The 24,915-nt window shown below is 70.6% G+C and carries 21 protein-coding genes; 16 read left to right on the top strand and 5 right to left on the bottom strand.

Annotated elements, in window-relative coordinates; genetic code table 11:
- Positions 1-15: 15 nt before the first annotated feature.
- The 5 genes from WMF12_RS40510 (at position 16) to WMF12_RS40490 (ending at position 6,575) form a co-directional block, all read left to right on the top strand.
- Entirely contained in the window at positions 16-1,134 is a 1,119-nt protein-coding gene (locus WMF12_RS40510) for an ABC transporter permease (RefSeq protein WP_437742091.1), read from the top strand.
- Between the two features lie 62 nt (positions 1,135-1,196).
- Complete coding sequence (locus WMF12_RS40505; RefSeq protein ID WP_437853864.1) at positions 1,197-2,279, top strand: ABC transporter permease; 1,083 nt, start codon at positions 1,197-1,199, stop codon at positions 2,277-2,279.
- Positions 2,276-3,832 (top strand): ABC transporter ATP-binding protein, encoded by a 1,557-nt coding sequence (locus tag WMF12_RS40500; protein ID WP_437853863.1) that lies wholly within the window; start codon positions 2,276-2,278, stop codon positions 3,830-3,832. The genes WMF12_RS40505 and WMF12_RS40500 overlap by 4 nt, the downstream gene beginning before the upstream one ends.
- The gene (locus WMF12_RS40495; protein WP_437853861.1) at positions 3,829-5,841 is read left to right on the top strand and encodes a DUF1585 domain-containing protein; all 2,013 of its coding nucleotides are present in this window, start codon (positions 3,829-3,831) and stop codon (positions 5,839-5,841) included. The genes WMF12_RS40500 and WMF12_RS40495 overlap by 4 nt, the downstream gene beginning before the upstream one ends.
- On the top strand, positions 5,841-6,575 hold the full coding sequence (locus WMF12_RS40490) for a hypothetical protein (protein ID WP_437853859.1): 735 nt from the start codon (positions 5,841-5,843) through the stop codon (positions 6,573-6,575). Before WMF12_RS40495 ends, WMF12_RS40490 begins: the two co-directional genes overlap by 1 nt.
- A gap of 66 nt (positions 6,576-6,641) precedes the next feature.
- Here the strand turns inward: WMF12_RS40490 and WMF12_RS40485 are convergent, their stop codons facing one another.
- The 4 genes from WMF12_RS40485 to WMF12_RS40470 form a co-directional block, all read right to left on the bottom strand.
- On the bottom strand, positions 6,642-7,127 hold the full coding sequence (locus WMF12_RS40485; RefSeq protein WP_437853857.1) for a hypothetical protein: 486 nt from the start codon (positions 7,125-7,127) through the stop codon (positions 6,642-6,644).
- An 11-nt stretch (positions 7,128-7,138) separates the two neighbouring features.
- Positions 7,139-8,029, bottom strand: coding sequence for a hypothetical protein (locus WMF12_RS40480; protein ID WP_437853855.1), 891 nt, complete (start codon positions 8,027-8,029; stop codon positions 7,139-7,141).
- Between the two features lie 67 nt (positions 8,030-8,096).
- Complete coding sequence (locus WMF12_RS40475; RefSeq protein WP_437853853.1) at positions 8,097-8,369, bottom strand: hypothetical protein; 273 nt, start codon at positions 8,367-8,369, stop codon at positions 8,097-8,099.
- 241 nt (positions 8,370-8,610) lie between these two features.
- Positions 8,611-9,090, bottom strand: a complete 480-nt coding sequence (locus WMF12_RS40470) for a tetratricopeptide repeat protein (protein ID WP_437853851.1) — start codon at positions 9,088-9,090, stop codon at positions 8,611-8,613.
- 356 nt (positions 9,091-9,446) lie between these two features.
- Here WMF12_RS40470 and WMF12_RS40465 point away from each other — a divergent pair, with 356 nt between their 5' ends.
- The 11 genes from WMF12_RS40465 (at position 9,447) to WMF12_RS40415 (ending at position 21,013) form a co-directional block, all read left to right on the top strand.
- A complete protein-coding gene (locus WMF12_RS40465) occupies positions 9,447-9,650 on the top strand; it encodes a hypothetical protein (RefSeq protein WP_437853849.1) in 204 nt (67 codons plus the stop codon).
- A 220-nt stretch (positions 9,651-9,870) separates the two neighbouring features.
- On the top strand, positions 9,871-10,143 hold the full coding sequence (locus WMF12_RS40460; RefSeq protein ID WP_437742082.1) for a hypothetical protein: 273 nt from the start codon (positions 9,871-9,873) through the stop codon (positions 10,141-10,143).
- A complete protein-coding gene (locus WMF12_RS40455) occupies positions 10,140-10,535 on the top strand; it encodes a type II toxin-antitoxin system VapC family toxin (RefSeq protein ID WP_437742081.1) in 396 nt (131 codons plus the stop codon). Before WMF12_RS40460 ends, WMF12_RS40455 begins: the two co-directional genes overlap by 4 nt.
- Positions 10,536-10,887: 352 nt before the next feature.
- A complete protein-coding gene (locus tag WMF12_RS40450) occupies positions 10,888-12,279 on the top strand; it encodes a DUF1501 domain-containing protein (RefSeq protein ID WP_437853847.1) in 1,392 nt (463 codons plus the stop codon).
- Positions 12,276-13,550 (top strand): c-type cytochrome, encoded by a 1,275-nt coding sequence (locus WMF12_RS40445; protein WP_437853845.1) that lies wholly within the window; start codon positions 12,276-12,278, stop codon positions 13,548-13,550. Before WMF12_RS40450 ends, WMF12_RS40445 begins: the two co-directional genes overlap by 4 nt.
- 122 nt (positions 13,551-13,672) lie before the next feature.
- Positions 13,673-15,361 (top strand): metallophosphoesterase, encoded by a 1,689-nt coding sequence (locus WMF12_RS40440; RefSeq protein ID WP_437853843.1) that lies wholly within the window; start codon positions 13,673-13,675, stop codon positions 15,359-15,361.
- A gap of 6 nt (positions 15,362-15,367) precedes the next feature.
- Positions 15,368-15,808, top strand: a complete 441-nt coding sequence (locus WMF12_RS40435; RefSeq protein ID WP_437853841.1) for a hypothetical protein — start codon at positions 15,368-15,370, stop codon at positions 15,806-15,808.
- Positions 15,809-15,869: 61 nt separating this feature from the next.
- Positions 15,870-16,625 (top strand): hypothetical protein, encoded by a 756-nt coding sequence (locus WMF12_RS40430; protein WP_437853839.1) that lies wholly within the window; start codon positions 15,870-15,872, stop codon positions 16,623-16,625.
- 183 nt (positions 16,626-16,808) lie between these two features.
- Positions 16,809-17,603, top strand: coding sequence for a BPTI/Kunitz domain-containing protein (locus WMF12_RS40425; protein ID WP_437853837.1), 795 nt, complete (start codon positions 16,809-16,811; stop codon positions 17,601-17,603).
- Between the two features lie 297 nt (positions 17,604-17,900).
- Positions 17,901-19,610, top strand: coding sequence for a DUF1592 domain-containing protein (locus tag WMF12_RS40420; RefSeq protein ID WP_437853835.1), 1,710 nt, complete (start codon positions 17,901-17,903; stop codon positions 19,608-19,610).
- A complete protein-coding gene (locus WMF12_RS40415; protein ID WP_437853833.1) occupies positions 19,607-21,013 on the top strand; it encodes a DUF1552 domain-containing protein in 1,407 nt (468 codons plus the stop codon). The genes WMF12_RS40420 and WMF12_RS40415 overlap by 4 nt, the downstream gene beginning before the upstream one ends.
- A 62-nt stretch (positions 21,014-21,075) precedes the next feature.
- Here the strand turns inward: WMF12_RS40415 and metH are convergent, their stop codons facing one another.
- The gene (metH, locus tag WMF12_RS40410; RefSeq protein ID WP_437853831.1) at positions 21,076-24,915 is read right to left on the bottom strand and encodes a methionine synthase; all 3,840 of its coding nucleotides are present in this window, start codon (positions 24,913-24,915) and stop codon (positions 21,076-21,078) included.

Raw genomic sequence — 24,915 nt, 5'->3', positions numbered from 1 at the left:
CCTGGGCTCCCGAGGATGCGAGAGAAGCTGATCCGGCGTTTCGAGGGGCTGATCCGGCGCCTCCGGCCGCTGCTCCTGCCGGCCCTCTCGGTGTTCACCGCGATGGTCCTGGGCGGCGTCCTCATCGCCGTGGCCGGGGGCAACCCGCTCGAGGCCTACGCCGGCATGCTCGAGGGCGCGCTCGGGTCGCCGCGGGCGGTGAGCGAGACGCTCGTGTGGGCGACGCCGTACATCCTGGCCGGCCTGTCGGTCTCGCTGGCGCTCAAGGGCGGCCTCTTCAACATCGGCGCGGAGGGGCAGCTCGCGCTCGGGGCGCTCTCCGCGGCCTGGGCGGGCCACTGGCTGCCGCAGCTCGTGGGCGGCGGCCTGCCCGCGGCGCTGCACGTCCCCTTGACGCTGCTCCTCGGCGCGCTCGCGGGCGGGCTGTGGGCCGCGGTGCCCGGCTGGATCAAGGCGCGCGCCGGGGGACACGAGGTGATCAGCACGATCATGCTCAACTACGTCGCCCTCAACGCGGTCAGCTTCCTCTTGAACGGCCCGATGAAGGATCCCGGCGCGTCCAACGTGCTCTCCCGCACGCCGCTCATCGACGAGAGCGCGCGCCTCCCCGCGCTCGTGGAGGGCTTCCGGCTGCACTGGGGCTTCCCGCTCGCCCTGCTCGCGGCGGCGCTCGTCGGGTGGGCGCTCCGGCGGACGACGTTCGGTTTCGAGGTCCGCACGGCCGGGCAGAGCCCCGACGCCGCGCGCTACGCCGGCGTGCGGGTGAGCCGCACCGTGATCGCGACCATGGCGCTCTCGGGCGCCTTCGCCGGGCTGGCAGGGGCCATCGAGGTGAGCGCGCTGCACCACCGGCACGAGCTCGGGTTCTCGCAGGGATACGGCTTCGACGCGATCGCCATCGCCCTGCTCGGCAAGGCGCACCCCGGCGGGACGGTGCTCGCGGCCCTGCTGTTCAGCGTGATGCGCAGCGGCGCGACCCGGATGCAGTACCTGACGCAGGTGCCGATCGACGTGATCTCCGTCATCCAGGCGCTGATCCTGCTCTTCGTCGCGGCGGACGCCCTGGTCCGGCGCATCTACCGCGTGCGGGGCGAGCACGAGCGGCTCGTGCTCACGCGCGGGTGGGGCGGTTAGCGCGCCGGCTCGGGCGAGGAGCCGGGGACCGGAGCGGGGAACGGGAGCAGGGAAGGACGAAGATGGGCTATCGACGCTACGCATTCATCGCGGTGGTCGTGGGCGTGCTGGTCCTCGTCGTGACGCTGGTCGGCGCGTCGCAGGTGCCGCCGCTGACGATCGTGGCCAGCATGGCGGCGACGACGCTCGCCGTCGCCACCCCGCTCACCCTGGGCGCCCTCTCGGGCGTCTTCTGCGAGCGCTCCGGGGTCGTCAACCTCGGCATCGAGGGCATGATGCTCGCGGCGGCGTTCTCGGGCTGGTTCGGGTCGATCTACGCGAGCTCGATCCTGGGCCTCCCGCCGCTGCCGAGCCTGCTGCTCGGCGTCGTGATCGCGGTCGCCACCGGCGCCGCGCTGGGGCTCCTGCTGGCCGCGCTTGCGGTGACCTTCTCGGTGGACCAGATCCTCGCGGGGACGGTGATCAACTTGCTCGCCGTGGGGCTCACCGGCTTCTTCAACCGCCAGCTCTTCTTCGGGTCGGGCAGCGTGTTCGGCGGGCAGGTGCCTCACGCGCCGGGCGTCCTTCCGCGCCTCAGCGTCCCGCTGCTCGCGGACATCCCGGTCGTGGGCCCCGTGTTCGAGCAGCAGCCGATCGCCGTCGCCGCCGTCGCGCTGGTCGGCCTGACGCACCTCGTGCTCTTCCGCACGCGGTGGGGCCTGCGCGCGCGGGCCGTGGGCGAGCACCCCCGCGCGGCCGCGACGGTCGGGATCGACGTGGCCCGCGTGCGCTACGTGAACGTCGTGATCGGCGGGGCGATCGCCGGGCTCGGCGGAGCGTATTTCACGCTGGAGTCGGTGCCGTCCTTCGAGCCGCTGATGACGAACGGGCGCGGCTTCATCTCCCTCGCGGCGATGATCTTCGGCGACTGGACGCCGTTCGGCTCGTGGGCCGCGGCGCTCGTCTTCGGCGCGGCGCAGGCGTTCCAGATCAACCTGCAGCTCTTCCGCGACCAGATCCCGCCGTCGTGGTCGTTCCTGCAGCAATCGTCGGTCGTCGGGCTGGTGCCGTATCTCCTGACGCTGCTGCTGCTGACCGGCGTCATCGGCAAGACCACGCCGCCGGCCGCCGACGGCCTGCCGTACGAGCGGGAGGGGCGGCGGTGACGGCCGTCCTCGAGGCCCGGGGGATCACCAGGCGGTTCTCCGGCGTCCTGGCGAACGACAAGGTCGATCTCGACCTCCGAAAGGGCGAGATCCACGCCCTGCTCGGGGAGAACGGCGCCGGCAAATCGACCCTGATGAACATCCTTTACGGGCTCTTGCGCCCGGACGAGGGGTCGCTCGTCCGGAGCGGGCGCCCGGTCGCGCTGCGCTCGCCGAGCGACGCGATCGCGCTCGGGATCGGCATGGTGCACCAGCACTTCATGCTGATCCCGGTGTTCACGGTCGCCGAGAACGTCGTGCTCGGCGCGGAGCCCGTGCGCGGCGCCCTGCTCGACCGCCGGCGCGCGAGCGCCGAGGTCCGCGAGCTCTCGGCGCGCCACGGGCTGGACGTCGATCCCGACGCCCGGGTGGAGGACCTCCCGGTCGGCGTGCAGCAGCGGGTGGAGATCCTCAAGGCTCTTTACCGGAAGGCAGAGATCCTGATCCTCGACGAGCCCACGGCCGTGCTCACGCCCCAGGAGGCGGACGAGCTGTTCCGCGTGCTGCGGGGGCTGACGGCGCGGGGGGTCTCGGTCCTGTTCATCACGCACAAGCTCAGGGAGGTGCTCGCGGTCGCGGACCGGGTGACGGTCATGCGCGCCGGGCGCGTGGTGGGCGCCGCGATCCCGGCGGAGACGGACGAGCGCGGCCTGGCGGCGATGATGGTGGGCCGCGAGGTGGTGCTCCAGGTGAGCAAGGCCCCGGCGAGCCCCAAGGACGTCGTGCTCGACGTGCAGCGCCTCGGCGTCGCGGGCCGCCGCGGATCCGGCGCCGACGTGGTGCGCGAGGTGAGCTTCTCGGTGCGCGCGGGCGAGATCCTGGGGATCGCCGGCGTGCAGGGCAACGGCCAGACCGAGCTCTGCGAGGCCATCACCGGCCTCTCGCCGCCCCGCGCCGGGCGCGTGCTCCTCCGGGGCCGCGACGTCACCGGCGCGCTGCCCCGCGCCCTGATCGAGCGCGGCGTCTCGCACGTGCCCGAGGACCGCCAGCGCCACGGGCTCGTGCTCTCGTACGCGATCGCGGACAACCTCGTGCTGTGCACTTACTACAAGGCTCCGTTCGCCGTGCGCGGCGTGCTCCGCGACGACGCCCGCGAGGAGAACGCGAGGCGGTTGATAAAGACCTTTGACATCCGCGCGCCCGGCCCGGAGACGCCCGTCTCCGCGCTGTCGGGCGGCAACCAGCAGAAGGTGATCCTCGCCCGGGAGATGAGCCGCCCCGTGGAGCTGCTCGTGGCCAGCCAGCCGACCCGGGGCGTGGACGTCGGGTCGATCGAGCACATCCACCGCGAGATCGTGGCGGCGCGCGACGCGGGGGCGGCGGTGCTGCTCGTGTCGGCGGAGCTCGACGAGATCCTGGCGCTGTCGGACACGATCGCGGTCATGTACCGGGGCGAGATCGTGGCGACGCGGGACGCGGGCGCGGTATCGCGGACGGAGCTCGGGATGCTGATGGCCGGGGTGCTCCCCGGCGAGGAGGCCCCGCCGCCCGCCGCGGAGGAGGTCGACGCATGAGGGGGCGCGCGCTGCGCGCGCTGGCCGTGGCGGCGCCGCTCGCGGCGGCGGCCGCGGCCTCGTTCGCGCCGCCGTCCGCCGCCGCCCCGACGCTGGAGCAGTACCGGTATTTCCGGGCGCTCTCCCTCGACCTGAAGGGGCGGCTCCCGACGCGCGAGGAGCTCGCCGAGCTCGAGTCGCCGGGCTTCGATCTGGACGCCTGGATAGAGCGCCACCTCGACGGCCCGGGGTATGCCGAGCGGCTCACGCGCATCTACATGGATGTCCTGAGGCTCGAGCTCGGCCCGGCGGGGCTGTTCACGCCGCCTGCGACAACCCTCCGCCGGGTGGAGGTGCTCGGCCCGGAGGGCAAGCCGCTCTATGTCTATTACCGCGTCAACCAGCGCCGCCTGAACCCGGTGATCGACGGCGAGTTCTGCTTCTCCGACGCCGAGAGCGGGCTCGGGGTGGCGGCCTACGCGCCCATCAAGGGGACGCCCGCCCGCATCTCCCAGCGGCTGCTCGACGAGCGGACGACGCTCGTGCGCCCCTACTGGCTTTACCGGGATTACCTCTCCGTCGTCCCGACGCAGCGTTATGGCGACGGGTGGAAGGACCCGGACAGCGCCTATGTCCCGCTGCCGCAGCTCCTGGTCGAGCCGGACGGCAAGACGCCGACCGTCGAGGTCCGGGTCTGCAAGGAAGAGGCGCAGACCGCCGACGTCGGCCACATCTACGCGAGCGACATCCCCCCGCCGCCGAAGGGGGCTCCGCCGCCGCCGGGCCGCGCGCGCCCGCCGGTGCGCGAGGATCGTTATGCGAAGGCGCACCGGGGCGAGCCGATCTCGTGCCGGAGCGCGCTCGCGCCCGTGATGAGCGTCGATTGCGGCTGCGGCATCGGCCTCGAGCATTGCTTGCCCGCCGACAGCGCGGGCAGGGATCCGCGCGCCTTCGTGCTGCCGGCGAATACCCCGCTCGGCATCGAGGATCCCATCGGCTCCGCGCCGCACACGATCACCGGCTGGAACAAGTTCTGGTGGTCGCAGGAGGCGATTCATCTCATGAATCACGTCTTCGCGGCGGATCGTGATTTCCGGGAGATCCTCACCGGTCGTTATACGTTCATCAACGGCCCGCTCGCGCAGTTTTACCGGTCGAGCGCGCCCGCGGCGTGCTGCTCGCTGCACCCGTCGTACGGGATGCGCGAGGACGAGGCGCCCCTGTTCTTGCCGGGCGCGGTGCCGCCGGTCGTCGCGCCGCACGACGTCTCGGCCTGGACGTTCATCCCCGATCGCGGGCCGCGCGCGGCGGGGATCCTCACGACGCCGGTGTTCCTCACGAAGTATTCCTCGCGGCGCGCGCGGGCGGCGGCGCTCTACAGCGCGTTCCTGTGCAAGAGCTTCACGGCCGAGCACGCGGAGCTCCCGCCGTCGGAGGAGCCCGACCTCATGGTCCGGCCGGGCTGCGCGAGCTGTCATGCGACGCTGGAGCCGCTCGCGGCGTATTTCACGCGGGTCGAGGAGACGACGTGGACCTATCTGCCCGCAGAGAGGTTCCCGATCGAGAACCCGGTGTGCAAGCTGAACGCGGAGGGGAAGACGGGGCAATCGTGCCAGCGCTTCTACGACCCCGTGTTCTCGAGCCGGGAGCGCGGCGTGCTGCGGGGCGCCTATGCCTCGGCGGATCACGCCGAGCGCGGCCCGGCCGGCGCCGCGGCCGATCTCACGCGTTCGCCGGAGTTTGCGTCGTGCGCGGTCGAGCGCGTCACCGAGTCGTTCCTGGGGCGGCCGCTGCGCGAGGAGGACGAGGCGCTGCTCGGCGCGCTGCGCGAGCGGTTCGTGTCGCGCGGCTACCGGATGCGGCCGCTGGTCGAGGCGATCGTCCGCTCGCCGGCGTATGCGCGCGCGAGCAACGTGCGGCCCGCGCTGGAGCGGGGCGGGGCGGCGAAGGGCGAGGCGGAGCGGGGCGGGGCGGCGAAGGGCGGGGCGGGGGAGCGGGGCGGCGCGACGCGCGGCGAGGGAGCGCGGTGATGCAGGGCCGGGGGAGGGCGCCCGGGCGGACGGGGGCCTTCGCCCTCGCTGGCGTGGCCGCGCTGGCCGCGCTGGCCGGCGCGTGCGGCCCGCCGGAGGCGATCGCGCCGCGGCCTGCCGCGCCGCTCCGGGAGACGGGGCGCGTCGCGCAGAGCCGGGCGCCGAAGGAGGATCTGCGGCTCATCCCGGCCGAGGCATACCTGAGGACGTACCTCCGGCTCTTCGGCGGCCTCGCGCCCGCCGAGGTCGAGCGCCGCGCGCGGGGGGACGACAAGGCGGCGCTGTTCGACACCTGGGGAGACTACCTCGCGGCGCTCGGGCTCCCCGACTACGGCCTGGATCTCCCGCGCGCCACGCAGACCAACGCGCTCATGCTGGCGGCGTTCGAGCGGCTCGGGATCGCGCTCTGCGACCGCGCCCTGGAGCACGATCTCAAGGCGAAGGAGCGCGTCCCGATCGAGCGGCGGCTGATCTTCGCGTTCGATCTGCCCGCGCAGGATCCGGACGAGGCGGCGTTCGCCCCGCGCTTCGACGTGCTGCACCGGACGTTCCTGAGCTACCCGGCGCGCCTCGCGCCGCCGGATCGGCAGGGGAAGTTCTTCGCGCTGTACGAGGGGACGGTCGCGCGGCACCGCGCCAAGGGCGCGGCGAAGTCGCGGTTCTCGCCGGAGGAGGCGGGGTGGGCGGCCGTCTGTTACGGGCTCGTGCGGCACCCGGAGTTCCATCTGTATTAGGGGTACTATCAGCGGGCTCACGGCGCGGCCGGCGCCGCGCGTGGCTCCGGCCGCGCCGGCCGTCACCTACTCGTCGCACTCCTTGACGTGAAACAAAGCGGAGACGAGCAGCGCGGGATGGCCGTCGAGAGCCCGCTGCAGCTCGCAATCGCCCGTCGAGAAGTCCACCTCGTGCGGGTCGCTGCCGACCGTCGCCACGACGTGGCAAAATCCATCGTAGAAATCCTCTCCTATGTCCATCGTGACATTCGGTAGAGGCTCGCCGCCGTCATCCTCCCGCTCGACGTCTAATGAAATTCCGCTGATCGGCGGGTCGTCGTCGCGCGCGCGGTCCAGGGCCATCTCCGGCAAGGAGTCTTTCAGGTAGCACCCCGTCGACCACCTCTCCCCTGTTTTCACGAACCTCCGTCCATCATCGCCGGTATCGTAACTCAGGGTTTCACCGTCGAGGGCGACGACCGCCTTCCCTGCGATGTCCGGATGGTTGACGCACGCCATCGCTGGCAGCGACAGCACGGCCAGGAGCGTGAGCCGTGCGCTCGACATGGACATCGTCATCCGCCTCACGGGGTGTCCCACCAGATCTCGGAATAGGAACATACGATGTGCGGCTCGCGTCGCTCCAGGGTGCCAAGCACGGCAGCGACGCTGGGGGAGCAGGCGCCTGGCTCTTCCTCCACGAGCGTGGCGCGCATCGCGCTGAGCGGGAGGGGCGAGGTGACGTCCGCGCAGGCCGTCTCCCCGAGGCCGACGGGGAGCCCCGCGTCCATGCGGTCGCTGCATGCGCTGTCCCCATACAAGCCGACGTCGGCGACGCACCTGCCCCCCGCTGGGGGACCACACTCGCACGGAGCGCAGGCGCGGTTGTCGATCAGCTGTTCGAAGAACTCGTGTCGTGTCAGGCCACGCCTGCAGGTCCCCTCGCTGCTGGCCTGCATGCAGGGGATGAACCCCGGCGGCTCCTGCGCCGTGTTGCCGGCGCACACCCGGACGAACCTTGCAGGAACGGGCGGCGGCTCGGGCGTCGCCGAGGGGGTGCACGGCGAGAGTGTCGGCGGCTCGTAGACGACGGACGCGAAATCGTCCGGCGGGACAGGCGACGGGAGCGCAGCGCATGTCCCATCCCATCCCGCTCCGGCGTCGAGCACGATCGAGGTGCTTCCGCCTGGGCAGGTCATCGCGTTCGCCATGACCGTGGAGGGCAGCTCGCACGCCGCCGGACCGCATTCGCACGCATCACACGTGTCCGGCAGCCCTTCAGGCGCTTCAGCCATCCAGCCTTCCCACTTCGGCGGCTGGCCGTCGATACAGGGAGGCGCATCGTCCTCCGGCCCCACCCACATCCACAGCACTGGACCCGAATCGGCCGGCGGCGCAAGCAGCGGTACATACCACTCGTCTTCGCACGCGAGCAGCGCCGTCGCGGAGACGAACAGAAACATCGGACGTCGCATCAGGAAGGCCTCCGTGCCAGCCTCGCCATGCTCGCGCGCCGACGGCCCACAGCGACATCGCCGACGCTCACCATCGAACGCGAACCTCTGCGCCGTGCGCCGCCACTCGAAGCTGCGTGTCGTTTGGCAACCAGACGTACACGAGGGTGGCCGCGCCTGCTGCTGCCCCAGCGATCAACGCGCTGGTACCCAGGAGACGCATCAGCTTCCAGCTGGCGGCAGGATCAATGACTTGATTGTAGTCAGGCTGAAATGCGGGATCGAGCTTGCTCATCTCCTGAGCGTGATACCAAGCCGCCTTCGCCTCCTGCTCGTACCCCTGCGCGCTTTGCAGGGACACGGCGCCTGCCACCAAGAACCCGACCGAGGCCACCGCGCCCGTCGTGACGATCCGGAGGTCCGGCCCCGGCCGACCTGCGCCCTGCGGGGGCCCTTTGGGCGCCGCAGGCCCGGGCGCTCCAGGCCCGGAAGCCCCCTTCGGCGGCTGAGCGCGGTCCTTCGGCGGCTGCGCGCGGTCAGCCGGCGCTTGCGCCGGCTTGTCGAACGTGAGCGGCACCTCCTTCGACTCGCCCGCCTGCACCTTACACACCCGCGCGCGCGACCTGCCCCTCCTGCCCGACGGCCATCACCTCGTGCTGGCCAGGCCTCACGTAGACGCGGCTGCCGTCCTTCACCCCCCGGCCGTTCACGAACATGCCCACGACGCCGGGCGGCGGCATGAGGACCACCTCACCCACGCGCCGCCGGGCCCGGGCGAGGTCGGCGTGCCGGTGATCAACCAGGCGCCGCTCCACCTCCGTGCGCGGGGCCGGCATGTGCTCGACGCACTGCGAGAGCTCCACCACGGCCTCCTCCCAGCGGCCCATCCGCAGGTCGAGCTGCCCCATGTTGCACATCGCGACGTTCGACCGCTCGATATCGTACACCTCGCCCCACAGCTCCCGGGCTCGCGCGACGTCGAGCCGAGCCAGCGCCGCCCCCGCCTCGCGAATGAGCTCCTTGACGGCTCGCGAGCGCTTCAGAGGCGCCTCCGCACGCGCGGAAGCAGTCGCGAGCAGCACGAGGAGCAACACTGCCCACGACGGAAGCCAGGATGCTGATCGAGGACCTCGCACGCTCCACCTCGGGCGCGCCAACGCACGTGACCGCGCGCCAGCGTCACGCTCGCTCTCTACCATCCTCCGTGTGTGCCTGGCCAGCGTTCCCGGCGCGCGAGCGATGCCGAGAGGCATCTGGCGTTGCATTGCATTTCGGCGACGAAATTTCTCATCTCACCCGCATCGATGGCCGTCTCATCCTTCCGGAATTGCACCCGCGCGGAGGATGGCCCTTGGACGGGACGGTGCGAAGGCGGTCGCAGCGCGCTAAGCTGGGTTGACGAACACCTCCACCGGCGGGCGCTCCGCTGTCCGCGGATGTGCTGGTGTGCAAGGCGGCGCTGTTCGACAGCTGGGGCGACTACCTCGCGGCGCTCGGGCTCCCCGATCACGGCCTGGATCTTCCGCGCGCCACGCAGACCAACGCGCTCATGCTGGCGGCGTTCGAGCGGCTAGGGATCCGCCAGCAGCTTCGGGAACGCGTCCAGCATCGCCGGGGCGTACTCAGCGGCGCCGGAAAGTAGCCCAGCAGCGCCGAGGAGCGTGCCCAGCAACTCCGGGGAGCGTGCCCAGCGGGGAGCGCGGCCAGCAGCTCCGGGGAGCGCACCCTCCCGGGCTCGCGTTGGATTTGCACCCTCAGCAGGCACGCGGGAGGCTGTCCTGTCCGCACGCTCGGGGCGCCGCTGGAGGTTGACGCCGAGGATGGCGCCGGATGGAGCGTCGACGTATGCTCCACGAAGGGCCATGCACGCACACAAGCTCATTGTCCACGTTCCCAAGTCGCGACACGTCGAGATCGACCTTCCAGAGGATGTGCCGGAGGGAGAAGCCGAGGTCATCGTGCTGATTCACGAACAGCGAGACGCGCACTCCATGGAGGGGGGACGCCATGAAAGGCTCTTGGCCGCTTGCCGTGCCGTCGACGCGTGGCGCGAAGAGAACCCGGAGCGACTCTTGTCGAAGGAGCAGGTTGATGCCGCGCTGAGCGCGGAGCGCGACAGCTGGGGAGAACCGTGAGTCGAATCTATCTGGACTCTTGCGTTCTCATCTATCGGGTCGAGGGGGCGGAGTCCTACAGGGGTGCATCGGATCGCGCGCTGCTTTCGCTCGGATCGAGCGATGCGTACATATCGCCTCTTGTTCGACTGGAATGCCTCGTGAAACCCGTTCGGTTGAATGATAGCGGCCTGCGAGCGATGTATGAGGGCATGCTCTCCGCCTTCGGACTGTTGCCGCTCTCCCCGGAAGTCTTCGACCTCGCGACCACGCTTCGAGCGCTACACGGGCTGAAGACCCCCGATGCTCTTCATGCAGCGTGCGCCGTCCACCACGGCTGCGATCAGATCTGGACGAACGACGATCGTTTCCGGCAGCTGAGCAGCAGGATCGCTGTCAGGATCATCGGCTGACCCCCGCCGCCGCGCGCACCTCGTCGTCCGGCTCCTGCGTGGCGAGAAGGCCCGCGATGAACCCGTGTGATAGACCTCCTCCGGGCCGAGGCGACGCGCCTCGTGGTACGAGAGGACAAGGAGCGCCTCCCTTGAGCTCGGCTTCGTTCCGAGCTGGTATTGAGCGCACCTCGGCCTCGTCACATCAAGGCGGCATCAGAGCGCACCTCGGCCTCGCCACCTCAAGGCGGCATCGACCAGATCCCCGATGAGCTCGTTCGTGCAGCGCCGGTGCTCGCGATGGCGGCCGCGTTCGACGGCAAGGTCGTGCGGGCGCGCGCGGCCGCGGAGGGTATCCTGAGAAGCACGCCCGATGCCTCGCCCCGCCCCCCGCCCCCGCCGCCTCGCCGTCCCGCGCCGCGCGCTGCTCGAGGCCGCCGCGGGCGCGGCGCTCGCCGGCGTCCTCGGCCTGCCGGCGCGCGCGCTCGCCGCGCAGGGCAAGGCCGCGGAGGACGAGTTCTTCCTCTTCATCCACGCGTCCGGCGGCTGGGACGTGACGCTCTGGGCCGATCCTCGCAACGAGGCCAGGGGCCTCGTGAGCCCCGCGACGACCGACAACACGGACACCGCGGGGCTCCGCCTCTGGGTCGACGCGCCCGCGGCCGGCGGCGCGAAGAGCTTCACGCCGGTCACGCCCAAGGGCTCGAGCCTCGCGTTCGGCCCGGGCATCGGCGCCCTCGCGGACATGCATGACCGGCTGTGCATCATCAACGGCCTGGCGATGAACACCGTGAGCCACCCCGACGGCACGGCGTTCTCGACCACGGGACGGCACCTCAGCGGCGGCCGCACCGTGGCCTCCAGCGTCGACGCGATCTGCGGGAGCGAGCTCGGCGCGAGCCAGACCTTCCCCGTCGTCTCGGTCCAGTTTCCCTCGGCGTTCGTCGGCGACCGCCTCGATCGGCGCGCCGTCCCGCTCATGGTCGGGGAGATCGGCACCCTCAGCCGCTCGCTCTCCCGCGCGCGCCACTACGACACCGACGAGGACCGCGCCGCGGTGACCGCGCTCCTCTCCGAGGAGGCCAGGTCCCTCGCCGCGCGATCCAGCCACACCGACGCCCTGCGCGGCTTCGCCATCCAGGCGGAAGGGCTGGGCAAGATGCTGAGCTCAGGCCTCCAGGAGGTGTTCTCCAGGGGCAAGCTCATCCAGGCGCACCCGGAGTTCAACCACGCGGCCCGCTTCGCCAGGCAAGCGGCCGTCAACGCCGCGTTCGCGATCGAGGCCATGCGGCGGAACGTGGTCCGCTGCGTGAGCTTCTCGAGCAGCGGGTTCGACACGCACACGAGCACCTACCGCCAGCACGCGGCCACCCAGCAGGAGCTCTTCGACCTGATCGCCGCCCTCCTCGGCTCGCTCGACAAGACGCCGCACCCGACCCGGGCCGGCAAGAAGCTCTCGGATCACACCCACATCCTCGTGACGAGCGACTTCTGCCGCACGCCTCAGCTCAACACGGCGATGGGCCGCGACCACTACCCCAACAACTCCGCCATGGTGATCTCCCCGCGCTTCCGCGGGAGCTTCGCGTTCGGCAAGACCGACCCGGAGCAGCTCCTGCCAGCCCCGGCGAAGACGTTCCAGGGCGGGCCGCGGCCGGTCGCCCCGCCGGATCTGCTCGCCACCTTCCTGTTCGCCTTCGGCATCTCCCCGCGCGAGCACCTGCGCGACGGCGAGGTGGTGCCGGAGCTGCTCCGGTCGCCGTGACGCTCCTCCGCCGAGCGGCGTCCGCCGCCGCGCTGGCGCTCTCGTCCTCCGCGCTGGCGCTCTCGTCCTCCGCGCTGGCGCTCTCGTCGTCCACGTTAGCGCTCTCGTCCTCCGCGCTGGCGCTCTCGTCCTCCGCGCTGGCGCTCTCGCTCGCCGGATGCGCGTCGCAGGCCGCGGCGCCCCTCCCGCCGCTCGTCGTGCGCGAGGTCGCGTGGCCGTCCCCGGGGGAGCTCGGCGCGGTGCGCGCGGTCGCCGACGACGGGCGCCGCGTCGTGGTGTTCCACGACGGCGCCGCGGCCGTCTTCGTGAACGGCGCGCTCGCGAGGGTGGAGCGCGCGCCCCACCGCTGGGTGAGCGCCGCGGCCCTGCCCGCGCCCGACGGCCACGGCACGTGGATCGTCGGCGTCGACGCCGAGGGCCGGCTGCTGCGGCTCCCGGGCCAGGGGGCCTTCGAGGCCGTCTCCGACCGCTACGGCCTCGAGCGCGCCGCGGTGCGGTCCGCGATCGGCCTCGGCGAGGGCGGCGCCACCTTCGCGCTGGACAGCGAGATCGCGGTGGCGGACGGCGAGACCGTCACGCGCTACGCGACGGGCCCGCTCGCGACGTTCGCGGCGGGGGCCGGGCGCGTGGCCTTCGCGGCCGGGGGCGATGGGCTCGGCGCCCTCGACGTCGCCACGAGGGCGCTGCGATCGTACCCGCTCCCGGCGGACGGCGCCGCGCCGCTGCTCGCCCTGACCGGCGCGGGCGCGCTGCTCGCGGCGACGCCCGCGGCGCTCTACGCGGAGGACGGCGCCGGCGTCCTGCGCCTCCGGTTCCGGGCGCGCGCCGCGCTCCACGGGCTCGCCGTCTCCGGCGACCGCGCGTGGTTCGCTGACGGCGACGAGCTCGGCGTGCTCGAGCAGGCCGGCGCGCGCGAGACCCGCGGCGCGCGCCTCCCGCAGGGCGGCAGGCTCGTCGGCTCGCCGAGCGGCGACGTGTGGCTGCTCGCGTCGGGCGCCCTCCGGCGCTTCGCCGCAGAGGACGGCGACGGGACCGCCTGGGGCGAGATCGCGCCCGTGTTCGCCCGCGCGTGCGCGCGCTGCCACCTCCCGCGCGGCGAGGGCGGCGTCGACCTCTCCACGCCCGCGGCATGGGCTTCGCTCCGCGAGGCCATCGCGCGCCGGGTCGTGGACGAGCGGAATATGCCGCCCCCGGGATACGCGCTCTCCGAGGCCGACCGCGCGCGGATCCGCGCCTTCGTCGGGCGCGCAGGGCCGCCCGCGCGGCCGTGATGTGGGCTCGCCGCCGTGGCCGCGACGCGCGCTCGCCCGCGCGGCCGTGAGGCGCGCTCGCCGCCGCCGCGCGCCCGTCTTGCGCTACCCTGGGGCACCATCGCGAAGAGGAGAGCTGCCTGATGATGTCGTTCAGCCCGGATCCGCGCGTCGCAGAGCAGCAGATGCACGCCATCATCTACTACCTCACGGGGTTCGGGTACATCGACGGCGAGCTCGATCCGACCGAGAAGTCCTTCATCCGCGGCTACATCCACGACCTCGTCCGGCAGCGCGCGCGCGACGCCCTCAGCGGCGAGGCCCAGGAGAACCAGGACGTCGTCGGCCGGTGGACCAGCCACTTCCACGAGGTCTTCTCCGAGATCGACCACCAGATCCAGAGCCATTTCACCGAGAGCGTCGCCGAGGGAGAGGACCCGAAGGACTTCGTCCTCTCCAAGATCAAGCTCCGCTGCTTCGAGCTCCTCGACGGCTTCGACGACGACAACCGGAAGGCGCTGCTCGCGACCGTCGACGAGCTCATGCTCGCCGACGGCGTCGTCCACCCGAACGAGCAGCGGTTCCGCGACGAGCTCTCGTCGCTCCTGTCGGCGTCCCCGATCGAGATCGACGACGTGGACATCGAGACGATCGAGCAGGGCGCGGTGGTGATCGATCCGGCCACGCGCAAGCAGGCGCGCGAGGTCGATCACCCGTTCTTCAAGGCGTTCGAGTGGGACTACGCGAGCGATCCGGCCACGTTCGCGGAGCAGGCCAAGGTCGACATGGACCTGATGCGCAGGTTCGAGGCGAAGCTCGAGGAGCAGCGCGCGCGCGGCGCGGGCCGGCTCGACGGCGCGGCGGATTTCGCGGGCTTCGCCGGGCAGGCGCCCTTCCTCGACGGCCACGTCTACGTCGCCTCGCCCGACCCCGCCGAGGACGTCGAGCTCCTGGTCATCGGCGATCTGCACGGCTGCTACTCGTGCCTCAAGGGGGCGCTGATGCAGGCCGATTTCTTCGCCAAGGTGCAGGCCCACCGCGACGACCCCGCGCACAACCCGCGGATGATGCTGGTGTTCCTTGGCGACTACATCGATCGCGGCAGGTTCAGCTACAACGGCGTCCTGCGCACGGTGATGCAGCTCTTCCTCGCCGCGCCCGACAGCGTCTTCGTGCTGCGCGGCAACCACGAGTACTACGTCGAGCTGAACGGCCGCGTCCTCGCGCCGGTGCGGCCCTCCGAGGCGATGAGCTCGCTCGCGGCCATCGCGCCGAACGAGGTGTTCGCCGCCTACATGCGCCTCTTCGAGGCGCTCCCCAACATGCTGGTCTTCGACAGGATCCTCTTCGTCCACGCGGGGATCCCCCGCGACGAGACCATCGCCGCCCGGTGGACGTCGGTGTCCTCGCTCAACGACCCGGAGATCCGGTTCCAGATGCTCTGGAGCGACCCCAGCGAGGTCGACGCGATCCCCGCGGAGCTCCAGAAGTCCACGGCGCGCTTCCCCTTCGGCAAGCGGCAGTTCAAGAGCTTCATGCAGAAGCTCGGCTGTACCACGCTGATCCGCGGCCACGAGCGCGTCCCGGAGGGCTTCCGCGTCGTGCACGACGACCCCGACGGGGTGCTGCTGACCCTGTTCTCCGCGGGCGGGAAGACCAACGACGACCTGCCGAAGGCCAGCAACTACCGCGAGGTCACGCCGATGGCCCTCACCATCCGGTACAAGGGCGGAGTCAGCCAGCTGACCCCGTTCGTGATCGAGTACGAGCGGTACAACGATCCCAAGTACAACGCGTTCTTCCGCGAGCAGCTGCCGCCGCTCCATCCGTAGGACACGATGGCCTGCCGGCGGGACCTCCTCGCTGCCGCCCGCGCGGTCGCGCCGGCACCGCCGCGGCCGCTGGACCCGGGCGCGGAGGACGCCGCGCGAGCGCCCTCGACAGGGGGCGGCGAACGCGAGCCGGCGCGCCCGCGCGGCGGACAGCCGGCGAGGCCGAGCACGCTCGCCGCGGAGATGGCCTTGCTGCGCGAGGCGCAGGACGCCGTGCGGGACGGCGATCCGTCGGCCGCGCTCGATCGCCTCGACGACCTCGGCGCCCGGTTCCCGGAGGGCCAGCTCCGCGAGGAGCGCATGGCCGCGCGCGTGCTCGCCCTCTGCGCCGCAGGGCAGGCGCGGGAGGCGCGCGCCGAGGCCGAGCGGCTCCTCGGCGAAGCGCCGGGCTCGGTGCACGCGGGCCGCGTCCGCGCCTCGTGCGCATTCCGAGAAAATCTCGACTGACAGAGACGGATGTTCCTCGCGCTGGCCATGTACCGATGGACCGCAAGAGACAGGAGGAACCATGAATCGTTCGACTCGCGTCGCGCTCGCGTTGCTCTTCACGGCTGCCTCGCAGGGGAACACCGGCTGTCAGCCGCAGGATCTGCCCATCGGCGGCGATGAGGCCAGCTCCGGCGGCGAGGGATCCGACGCGGCCTCCCTGCTCGTCGCGCACTGGGAGGGATACGTCGAGAACTTCGAGTTCCGCTCGGGATCGGACGCGGTGCAGCTCGACATCGACACGGTGGAGGGTTCGGCGATCCACGGGACGGTGCGCTTCGGGGCGGGGCCATCGATGCCCCCGCCCACGGATCCGGACGTGGGTTATCCCCCGAACCCCGGGATAGAGGTTGGTTACGCGCTCGGCCTGCCCTACGAGGGCTTCGATTTCACGCTACTGGGCGCGCAGCTCAGCGAGGGCCGGCTGCGCTTCTCGATCGCCCCTACAGAGCTCTGGAAGGGCTGGTGCGAGCTCCAGACGCCGCGCCTTGTGGTCACCCCGGGCGGCCGAGAGCGCACCTACTTCTGCGAGTCCGACCAGGGCTACTCGCAAGGCAGCGACGGCTGCTTCCTGGCCGATCAGCCCGTCGACTGTGCCTATATCGATCTGTGCATAAAGGAGGTTTGCCATTGTGGCGAGTCCGGGTGCACAGTGGACGCTGAGATCGCGGAGGAACGGGTCGACTTCGATCTTGAATTCGATCAACGGGAGGCGAACGGCAGCATCGCGATCGGGAGCGCCATTTTTTACAACGTCCGGCTGACGCGCAACCCCTGACGGCGATCAGCTCAGGACCGGTCCCCTCGACGACGCGGTCATGGTGTGCCGCGCCGTCTGGCACACCGAGGCCCGGCGCCCGCGCGATCCGGGGCGAGATCGGCGGGCGCACCGACCGGACGCCCAGGGCATGCGCGTTGCAACTCGCCCGGCATGCCTCGGCGCTTATCCCTGGGTCTTGGCTTGCTTAGCTCCCTTCTGCTCGCCGCAGGCTGCTCCGGGAAGGTGGACCCCGCAGGCTCGGGCGGCGGGGACCCGGGCGGAGGCGGTTCGTCTGCGGAGACCGGCGGCGGTGGCGGCGGCGGGGAATTGCCCGTCCGGTGCCTGCTGCCGGCGGATCCTGGCCGGTGTGACGCGGCGTTCCCGAAATACTGGTACGACCCGGCCGCCGGCGCGTGCAGGGAGTTCACCTACGGCGGCTGCGAGGGCAACGAGAACCGCTTCGATTCCCTCGGCGCGTGCGAGGAGGCCTGTCGGGGCGAGCTGCCCGACATAGGCGTCTGCAATGCGCCGAGCGATTGCATCCTTGTGTCGCGGGGCTGCTGCGGCGCCTGTGACACGGCCGTTGCCGAGAACTTCAGGGCCATCCACCGCGCCGGGACGAAGCTCAACGAGATCATCCAGGGGTGCGGGGGCGTCGCGTGCGGCGCGTGCCCGGAGGTCACCGAGGCGGAGCGCACGACCCAGTACTTCACCGCCACGTGCGAGGCGGGGCGCTGCGTCGTCCTCGACGTGCGCGAGTCGCCGCTGACGGAGTGCACGGTCGACTCGGACTGCGCCCTGCGCGACGGCCTCGGCTGCTGCGAGGGGTGCGACGGGGCAGGCATCGTCGCCCTCAACCAGAGCGCGGAGCTCGATGCCCTGGTCTGTCCCGCCGGCATGGGCGCGTGCCCTCCGTGCGCGCCCGTGTTCCCGGACGGGATGACGGCGGTCTGCTCGTCGGGCAGGTGTCAGCCGCAGATGCCCGCGACGCCTTGAACGACCAGGAACGACCAGCGCTCCCGGCGTGCGTGGTCAGGCGCTGTCTCCTGAATCGTGGATAAGGCACTTTCCTGTACCCACCTGGGCGCCTTTCGAGGCTCGGCGCGTCAATGGCCGCGCTGCGCCGATTCCGGTGAACAGCTCTGGCGCATTGGACGGGAAGGACGGCACCGACGGAAACCGACCGCTCCACCGCCACCTCGCATTGACGCTGAGCGCCTGGCCCCGATAGCCTGTTCCATGGAGCGCTCGTAGATTCTTCTTTCTTCGACCTCATTCACGAAGGAGCTGCCCGTGAATCGAAGCACCCCGAGGATGCTGCTCGCGGCCATCGCGCTCTCCAGCGCGGCCGCGTGCTCGGGAACGTCTGGAGACGGCGGATCGGACCCGGGCGACGGTCCCGGCCCCGGCCCTGGCCCCGGCCCAGGTCCCGGCCCCAGCGCGCAGTGCGAGCCCGGCGTCACCGCGCCAGGCCCCACCCCGCGACTGACGCGGCTGACGCACGCGCAGTACGACAACACCGTCCGGGACCTCTTCGGCAAGGACATGAAGGCCTCGGCGGCGTTCCTCGCGGACCCGGCGTTCGAGGGGTTCAACAACAACGCCAAAGGGCTCCTCGTCTCCGACCGCCTCGCCCGCGATTACCGCCGCGCCGCGGAGACCATCGCGGCCGACGCCGTCGTCGACCAGGCCGTGCTCGGCAAGATCGTGCCGTGCGCGCCGGAGGGCGACGGCGCGGCCTGCGCCCGGCAGCTCATCCGGGAGCTCGGCAAGCGCGTCTACAGGAGGCCGCTCTCGGCGGAGCAGGAGGAGGCGTACGCCGCGGCGTACGCCCGCGGCAACGGCCTCTTCGACGCGGGCACGCCGTTCGAGCAGGGCGTGCGCCACGTCATCGAGGCGATGCTCCAGTCGCCGCACTTCCTCTACCGCGTCGAGCTCAGCGAGGCGCTCGACGGCGGGGGGATCATCCCGCTCGACGCCTACGAGGTCGCGACGCGGCTCTCGTACCTGCTCTGGAACAGCCTGCCCGACGACGCGCTCCTCGAAGCGGCGGAGGGCGGCGCGCTGGGCACGCCCGAGGGCATCGAGGCCGAGGCGCGGCGCATGCTCGCCGACCCCAGGGCCACGAGCGCCCTGGACGACTTCCACGCCCAGTGGCTCCACATGAGCCGTTACGCGGATCTCTCGAAGGATCCGGCGCTCTACGAGGACTTCGACGCCAGCGTGTCCTCGGCCATGGCGGCCGAGACGAGGCAGTTCATCCGGCACGTCGTCCTCGAGATGGAGGGCGACTTCAGGACGCTGATGACGGCGCCCGTCGGCTTCGTGAACGACAGGCTCGCCCCGATCTACGGCGTGGAGGGGTCGTTCACGAGCGAGCTCGTGGAGACGCCGCTCGACCCGGCGGAGCGGGCGGGGCTCCTCACGCAGGCCGGCTTCCTGAGCTCGCACGCGTTCTTCAGCAAGAGCTCGCCGATCCACCGCGGCGTGTTCATCCAGCGCCAGATCCTGTGCACCGACCTCCCGGACCCGCCGGCGGACATCAACACGACGCTGCCGCCCCTCCAGGGCGAGATCAAGACGACGCGCGACCAGGTGGAGGCGCACACGTCGCCGGACGCGTGCAACAAGTGCCATGGCGTGATCAACCCGCCGGGCTTCGCGCTGGAGCACTTCGACGCGGTCGGGCGCTACCGCGCCGACGAGGACGGCGAGACCATCGACGCGACAGGCACGATCGCCGTCGGGGACGGTGAGATCAGCTTCGACGGCGCCGTGGATTTCGCGACGCAGCTCGCGGAGAGCCCCGTCGCGCAGCGGTGTTATCTGACGAACTGGTACCGTTACGGCAATGCCCGCCAGCTCTCGCGGGAGGACGCGTGCACGATCGCCGATCTCGACGCGAAGCTCGGCGCGTCCGGGTACAACATCAAGGAGCTGCTGGTCGCGCTCACGCAGACGAAGACGTTCAGGTACCGGGCCGTGGAAGAGGTGGACCAATGAATCGCAGAACGTTCTTGCGGGGCGCGTGCGGGGTGATGCTCGGCCTCCCGCTCCTCGAGTCGCTGCGCCCGCGCGACGCCAAGGCCGATGCGAGCGCGCCGCGCCGGTTCATCGCCTTCTTCATGTGCAATGGCGTGAACATGGCCAAGTTCTTCCCGAGCACGCAGTACGGCGCGCTGACGGCCGCCTCGTTCGGGTCGGATCGCGCGATAGCGCCGCTCGCCGCGTACCGGGACAAGCTCCTGATCCCGCGGGGCATCCACATGGTGCCGCGCGGCTACGGGTTCGACCCGAGCGCGGGCGATGATCACGCGAAGGGGATGGGCTGCAAGCTCACGGCGCAGCCGCTCGTCCAGGGCAGCCAGTACGCGGCGGGGATCTCGCTCGACCAGTTCATCGCGAACAAGATCAACCCGCCGGGCACGCCCGCGCTCACGCTGATGGTCGGGGCGAAGACGCCGAACGTGCGCGGGCACATCTCGTACACCGGAAGCGATAAGCCCGTCAGCGGCGAGAACAACCCGTGGCTCGCGTACCGGGACCTGGTCGGCGGGACGGACCTCGAAGAGGAGGCGATCGTGCGGCTCACGAAGCGCCGCGAGAGCGTGCTCGACCTGGTCTCGGTCGAGTACGAGGCCCTGCTCAAGAAGAAGCTCAGCAAGGCCGATCGCGACAAGCTCGAGATGCACTTCCAGACGGTGCGCGACCTCGAGGTGGGCATGGGCGGCTCGGGGATCATCCCGCGCGAGCTCTCGCCGGAGCGAGCGGCGGAGATCGAGGGGATCGACCCGGACACGGTGGGGTTCGACGCGGAGTTCAAGAAGGTCGGGCGGATGCAGATGGACATCCTCGCGCTGGCGATCGCGACCGGCGCGACGCGGTCGGCGACGCTGCAATGGGGCTCGGGCGCGGCAGGGCCCATCTTCAAGTGGGATGGGATGGCCCACGAGTACAACCACCACAAGCTCTCGCACGGGAACACGAGGGACGACGACACCGGGAGCGCCGTCGACGGCTACGAGGAGATGCTCTTCAACATCGATCGCTGGTTCATGGGCGAGTATGTCTATCTGCTCGACCGGCTCGCGGGCTACGAGGAGGGCGGGGCGACGGTGCTCGACAACAGCGCCGTCGTGTTCATGAACGAGCTCTCCGACGGCCTGCGCCACGATTTCCGCGACCTGCCGTACATCATCGCGGGGAGCTGCGGCGGCTACTTCAAGACGGGGCAGTACATCAAGGTGACGCGGCAGTCCACGACGGTGCAGGACAAGGACGCGCCCCACAACAAGCTGCTCACGACGCTCGCAAACGCGGTCGGCTGCACCGAGGAGGGCGGGGGGCCGATCACGAACTTCGGCTCCTTCGGCCAGCCCGGCGAGCTCGACGAGCTCAAGGCCTGATCCGGCGCGCCGCCGGTACGGCGGCGCTGCCGTGAGCGCCGAACGAGGGAAGAACTCAGGCGCTAGTTTGAAGCGTCGTAGTTGAGGTTCGGGCCGAGCCAGCGCTCGACCTCCGCGACGGTCATGCCCTTGCGCGCGTGGTAGTCGATCACCTGGTCGCGATCGATCTTACCCAGGCTGAAATACCGGGCCTCCGGGTGCGCGAAGTACAGGCCGCTCACGCTCGAACCGGGCCACATCGCGAACGACTCGGTGATCTGGATGCCGGTGCTCTTCTCGACGTCGAGCAGCCGCCAGAGCGTGCCTTTCTCTGTGTGATCCGGGCACGCAGGGTAGCCCGCCGCGGGCCGGATGCCGCGGTACTTCTCCTCGATGAGCTCGGCCTTGGTCAGGTCCTCCTGCCGGCCATAGCCCCACTCGTCGCGCACCCGCTTGTGCAGGCACTCGGCGAACGCCTCGGCCAGGCGATCGGCGATCGCCTCGGCCATGATGGCGTTGTAGTCGTCGTGCCCCGCCCTGAACCGCTCGCACAGCTCCTTCAGGCCGATCCCGGCGGTCACCGCGAAGCCGGCGATGTGGTCCCGGAGGCCGGTCTCCCTGGGTGCGATGAAATCCACGAGCGACCGGTTCGGCTCGCCGCTGTCCTTCGCCGTCTGCTGGCGCAGGAAGTGAAACCGCTCGAGCACCTTCGTGCGCGTCCCGTCCGTGTACACCTCCACGTCGTCGCCCACGGCGTTCGCGGCGAAGAAGCCATACACGCCGCGCGCCGTCAGCAGCTTCTTCTCGATGATCGTGTCGAGCAGCGCGTTCGCCTCGGAGAAGAGCTGGCGCGCTTGCTCGCCGTACTTCTCGTGCTCCAGGATCCGCGGATAGACGCCCTTCAGCTCCCATGTGTGGAAGAACGGCGTCCAGTCGACGTACTCGCGCAAGGCGGCGAGCGGGAAGTCCTCGAGCACGCGCGCGCCGGTGAACTCGGGCACCGGCAGATCCTCGGCGCGCCATTCGATCCGCGTCCGGTTCGCGCGCGCGGCCTCGAGGGAGACGAGCTTGTGCCTCGGCGCCGCGTGGAGCCGGCGGAGCTTCTCGTACTCGGCGCGGTGCTGGGCGACGAACGCCGCCTTGCCCTCCTCGCTCAGGAGGCTCGTCGTGACGGGCACGGCGCGGCTCGCGTCGACCACATGCACGACCGGCTCGCTGTAATGCGGAGCCACCTTCACGGCCGTGTGCGCCTTGCTGGTCGTCGCCCCGCCGATCAGGAGCGGCAGCTTGAAGTTCTGCCGCTCCATCTCGCGGGCCACGTGAATCATCTCGTCGAGCGACGGCGTGATCAGCCCGCTCAGGCCGATCAGATCCGCCTTCTCCTGCCTGGCGCGCTCGAGGATCTTCTCGCACGGGACCATGACGCCCATGTCGATCACCTCGTAATTGTTGCAGGCGAGCACGACGCCCACGATGTTCTTGCCGATGTCGTGGACATCGCCCTTCACCGTGGCGAGGACGATCTTCCCCTGCGTCTTCACCTCCTGTCCAGCGGCGGCCATCGCCGCCTTCTCCTCCTCCATGAACGGCGTGAGGTACGCGACGGCCTTCTTCATCACGCGCGCTGATTTCACCACCTGCGGCAGGAACATCTTGCCCGCGCCGAAGAGATCTCCGACGACGCTCATTCCATCCATCAGCGGGCCCTCGATCACGGAGAGCGGGCGGCCGAGCTTGGCGCGCGCGTCCTCGGTGTCGATATCGATGTACGTGTCGATGCCCTTGACCAGCGCGTGCGACAGCCGCTCCTCGACGGTGCCTTTGCGCCACTCCTCTTCTTTCTTCTCGGCCGCGGCGGCGCCGGCGCTCCTGGCCTTCAGCGCTTCGCCGAAGTCGACAAGCCGCTCCGTGGCGTCCGGACGCCGGTTGAGCAGGACGTCCTCGACGAGCTCGCGGAGCTCCGGCTCGATCTCCTCGTACACCTCGAGCATGCCCGCGTTGACGATGCCCATGTCCATGCCGGCCCGGATGGCATGGTAGAGGAACGCCGAGTGCATGGCCTCGCGCACCCGGTTGTTGCCGCGAAAGCTGAAGGAGATGTTCGACACGCCGCCGCTGACCTTGGCGTGCGGCAGGTTCGCCTTGATCCAGCGGGTGGCCTCGATGAAGTCGACGGCGTAATTGTTGTGCTCCTCCATGCCGGTGGCGACCGTGAGGATGTTCGGATCGAAGATGATGTCCTCGGGAGGAAACCCCACCTCGTCGACGAGGATGCCGTACGCGCGCTTGCAGATCCGGATCTTGTCCTCGTAGGTGGCGGCCTGCCCTTGCTCGTCGAAGGCCATGACCACGACGGCGGCGCCGTACTTGAGGACGGTCTTCGCGCTCTCGCGGAACTTCGCCTCGCCCTCCTTGAGCGAGATGGAGTTCACGATGCCCTTGCCCTGCATGCACCTGAGGCCCGCCTCGATGACCTCCCATTTCGACGAGTCCACCATGAACGGGACCTTCGCCACCTCGGGCTCGCTGGCCAGGAGCAGCAGGAAGCGCGTCATCGCGGAGACGCCGTCGATCATGCCCTCGTCCATGCAGATATCGATGACGTTGGCGCCGTTCTCGACCTGCTGGCGCGCGACGCCCACCGCTTCCTCGAACTTCCCTTCCTTGATGAGCTTCGCGAACTTCGGCGATCCGGCGACGTTGGTGCGCTCGCCCAGGATCATGTAGACGCCGGGCTGCTGCGTGAACGGCTGCGAGCCGGACAGGCGCAGGGGGATCGGCGCGCCGGACGAGGCCGCGCCGCCGGGCGGGGCCTCGGCGGGGGGCCTCGGGTCGAGGGCGCGCGGGGGCTTGCCCGCGAGCGCCTTGGCGATGGCCGCGATGTGCTCGGGCGTGTTGCCGCAGCAGCCGCCGGCGATGTTGAGGAGGCCTGCGTCCGCGAAGCCGCCGATGTGGCGCGCCATGTCCGGCGGCTCCAGATCGAAGCCGGTGGGGGAGAGCGGGTTGGGCAGACCGGCGTTCGGGTAGCAGGAGATCGCGGCGCTGGACTTCTCCGAGAGGTCGGACAGGAACGGATACATCAGGTCCGGGCCGAGCGAGCAGTTCAGCCCGATGGCGAGCGGGTTGACGTGCTTCACCGCGTTCCAGAACGCCTCGACCGTCTGCGCGGAGATCATCGTCTCTCCGCCGCGCCCGACCGCCGCCGAGATCATCACCGGCAGGGTCTTGCCGTCCTTGTCGAACACCTCTCGAATGGCGACGAGCGCGGCCTTCGCGTTGAGCGAGTCGAAGATGGTCTCGACCAGCAGCACGTCGGAGCCGCCGGCGATCAAGGCGCGGATCTGGTGGACGTACGCCTGTTTCACCTGATCGAACGTCACGACGCGGAAGCCGGGGTCGTCGGCGTCCGGGGAGTTGGACAGGGAGACGGTGAGCGGGCCGATGGCGCCCGCGACGAACCGCTGCCGCCCGTCGGCGTTCGCCACGCGATCGGCCCATTCGCGGCACTGCCGCGCGGACTGCTCGTTGATCTCCCAGGCGAGGTCGTTGAGGAACGGGTCGTCGATGATCCCTTGATAGAAGGCTGGATCCTTCCGCCCGCCGTGCTCGCGCGGGTCGTCCACGAAGAACTCGCTCTGGGTGATGCTGGTCGCGCCGAAGGTGTTCGTCTCGATGATGTCGGCGCCGGCCTCGAGGAACCGCCGGTGGATATCGCAGATCATCTCCGGCTGCGTGAGCGAGAACAGATCGCCGTTGTTCAGCAGGTCTTTCTTCGAATCCGCGAATCGCTCGCCCCGGATGTCCGCTTCCTTCATCCCGTAGGTGCGGATGGTCGTCCCCATCGCCCCGTCGATGATGACGATGCGGCTCTGGAGGAGCTTCTGGAGTGGATGAAGGGGAGGCGTGGTGTTGTTGGACGGCAT

It is taken from the genome of Sorangium sp. So ce363 (assembly GCF_051520435.1).
Classification (GTDB): domain Bacteria; phylum Myxococcota_A; class Polyangia; order Polyangiales; family Polyangiaceae; genus Sorangium; species Sorangium cellulosum_B.
Note: the sequence above shows the minus strand (reverse complement) of the source record. Positions and strands in the feature narration are given on the sequence as shown.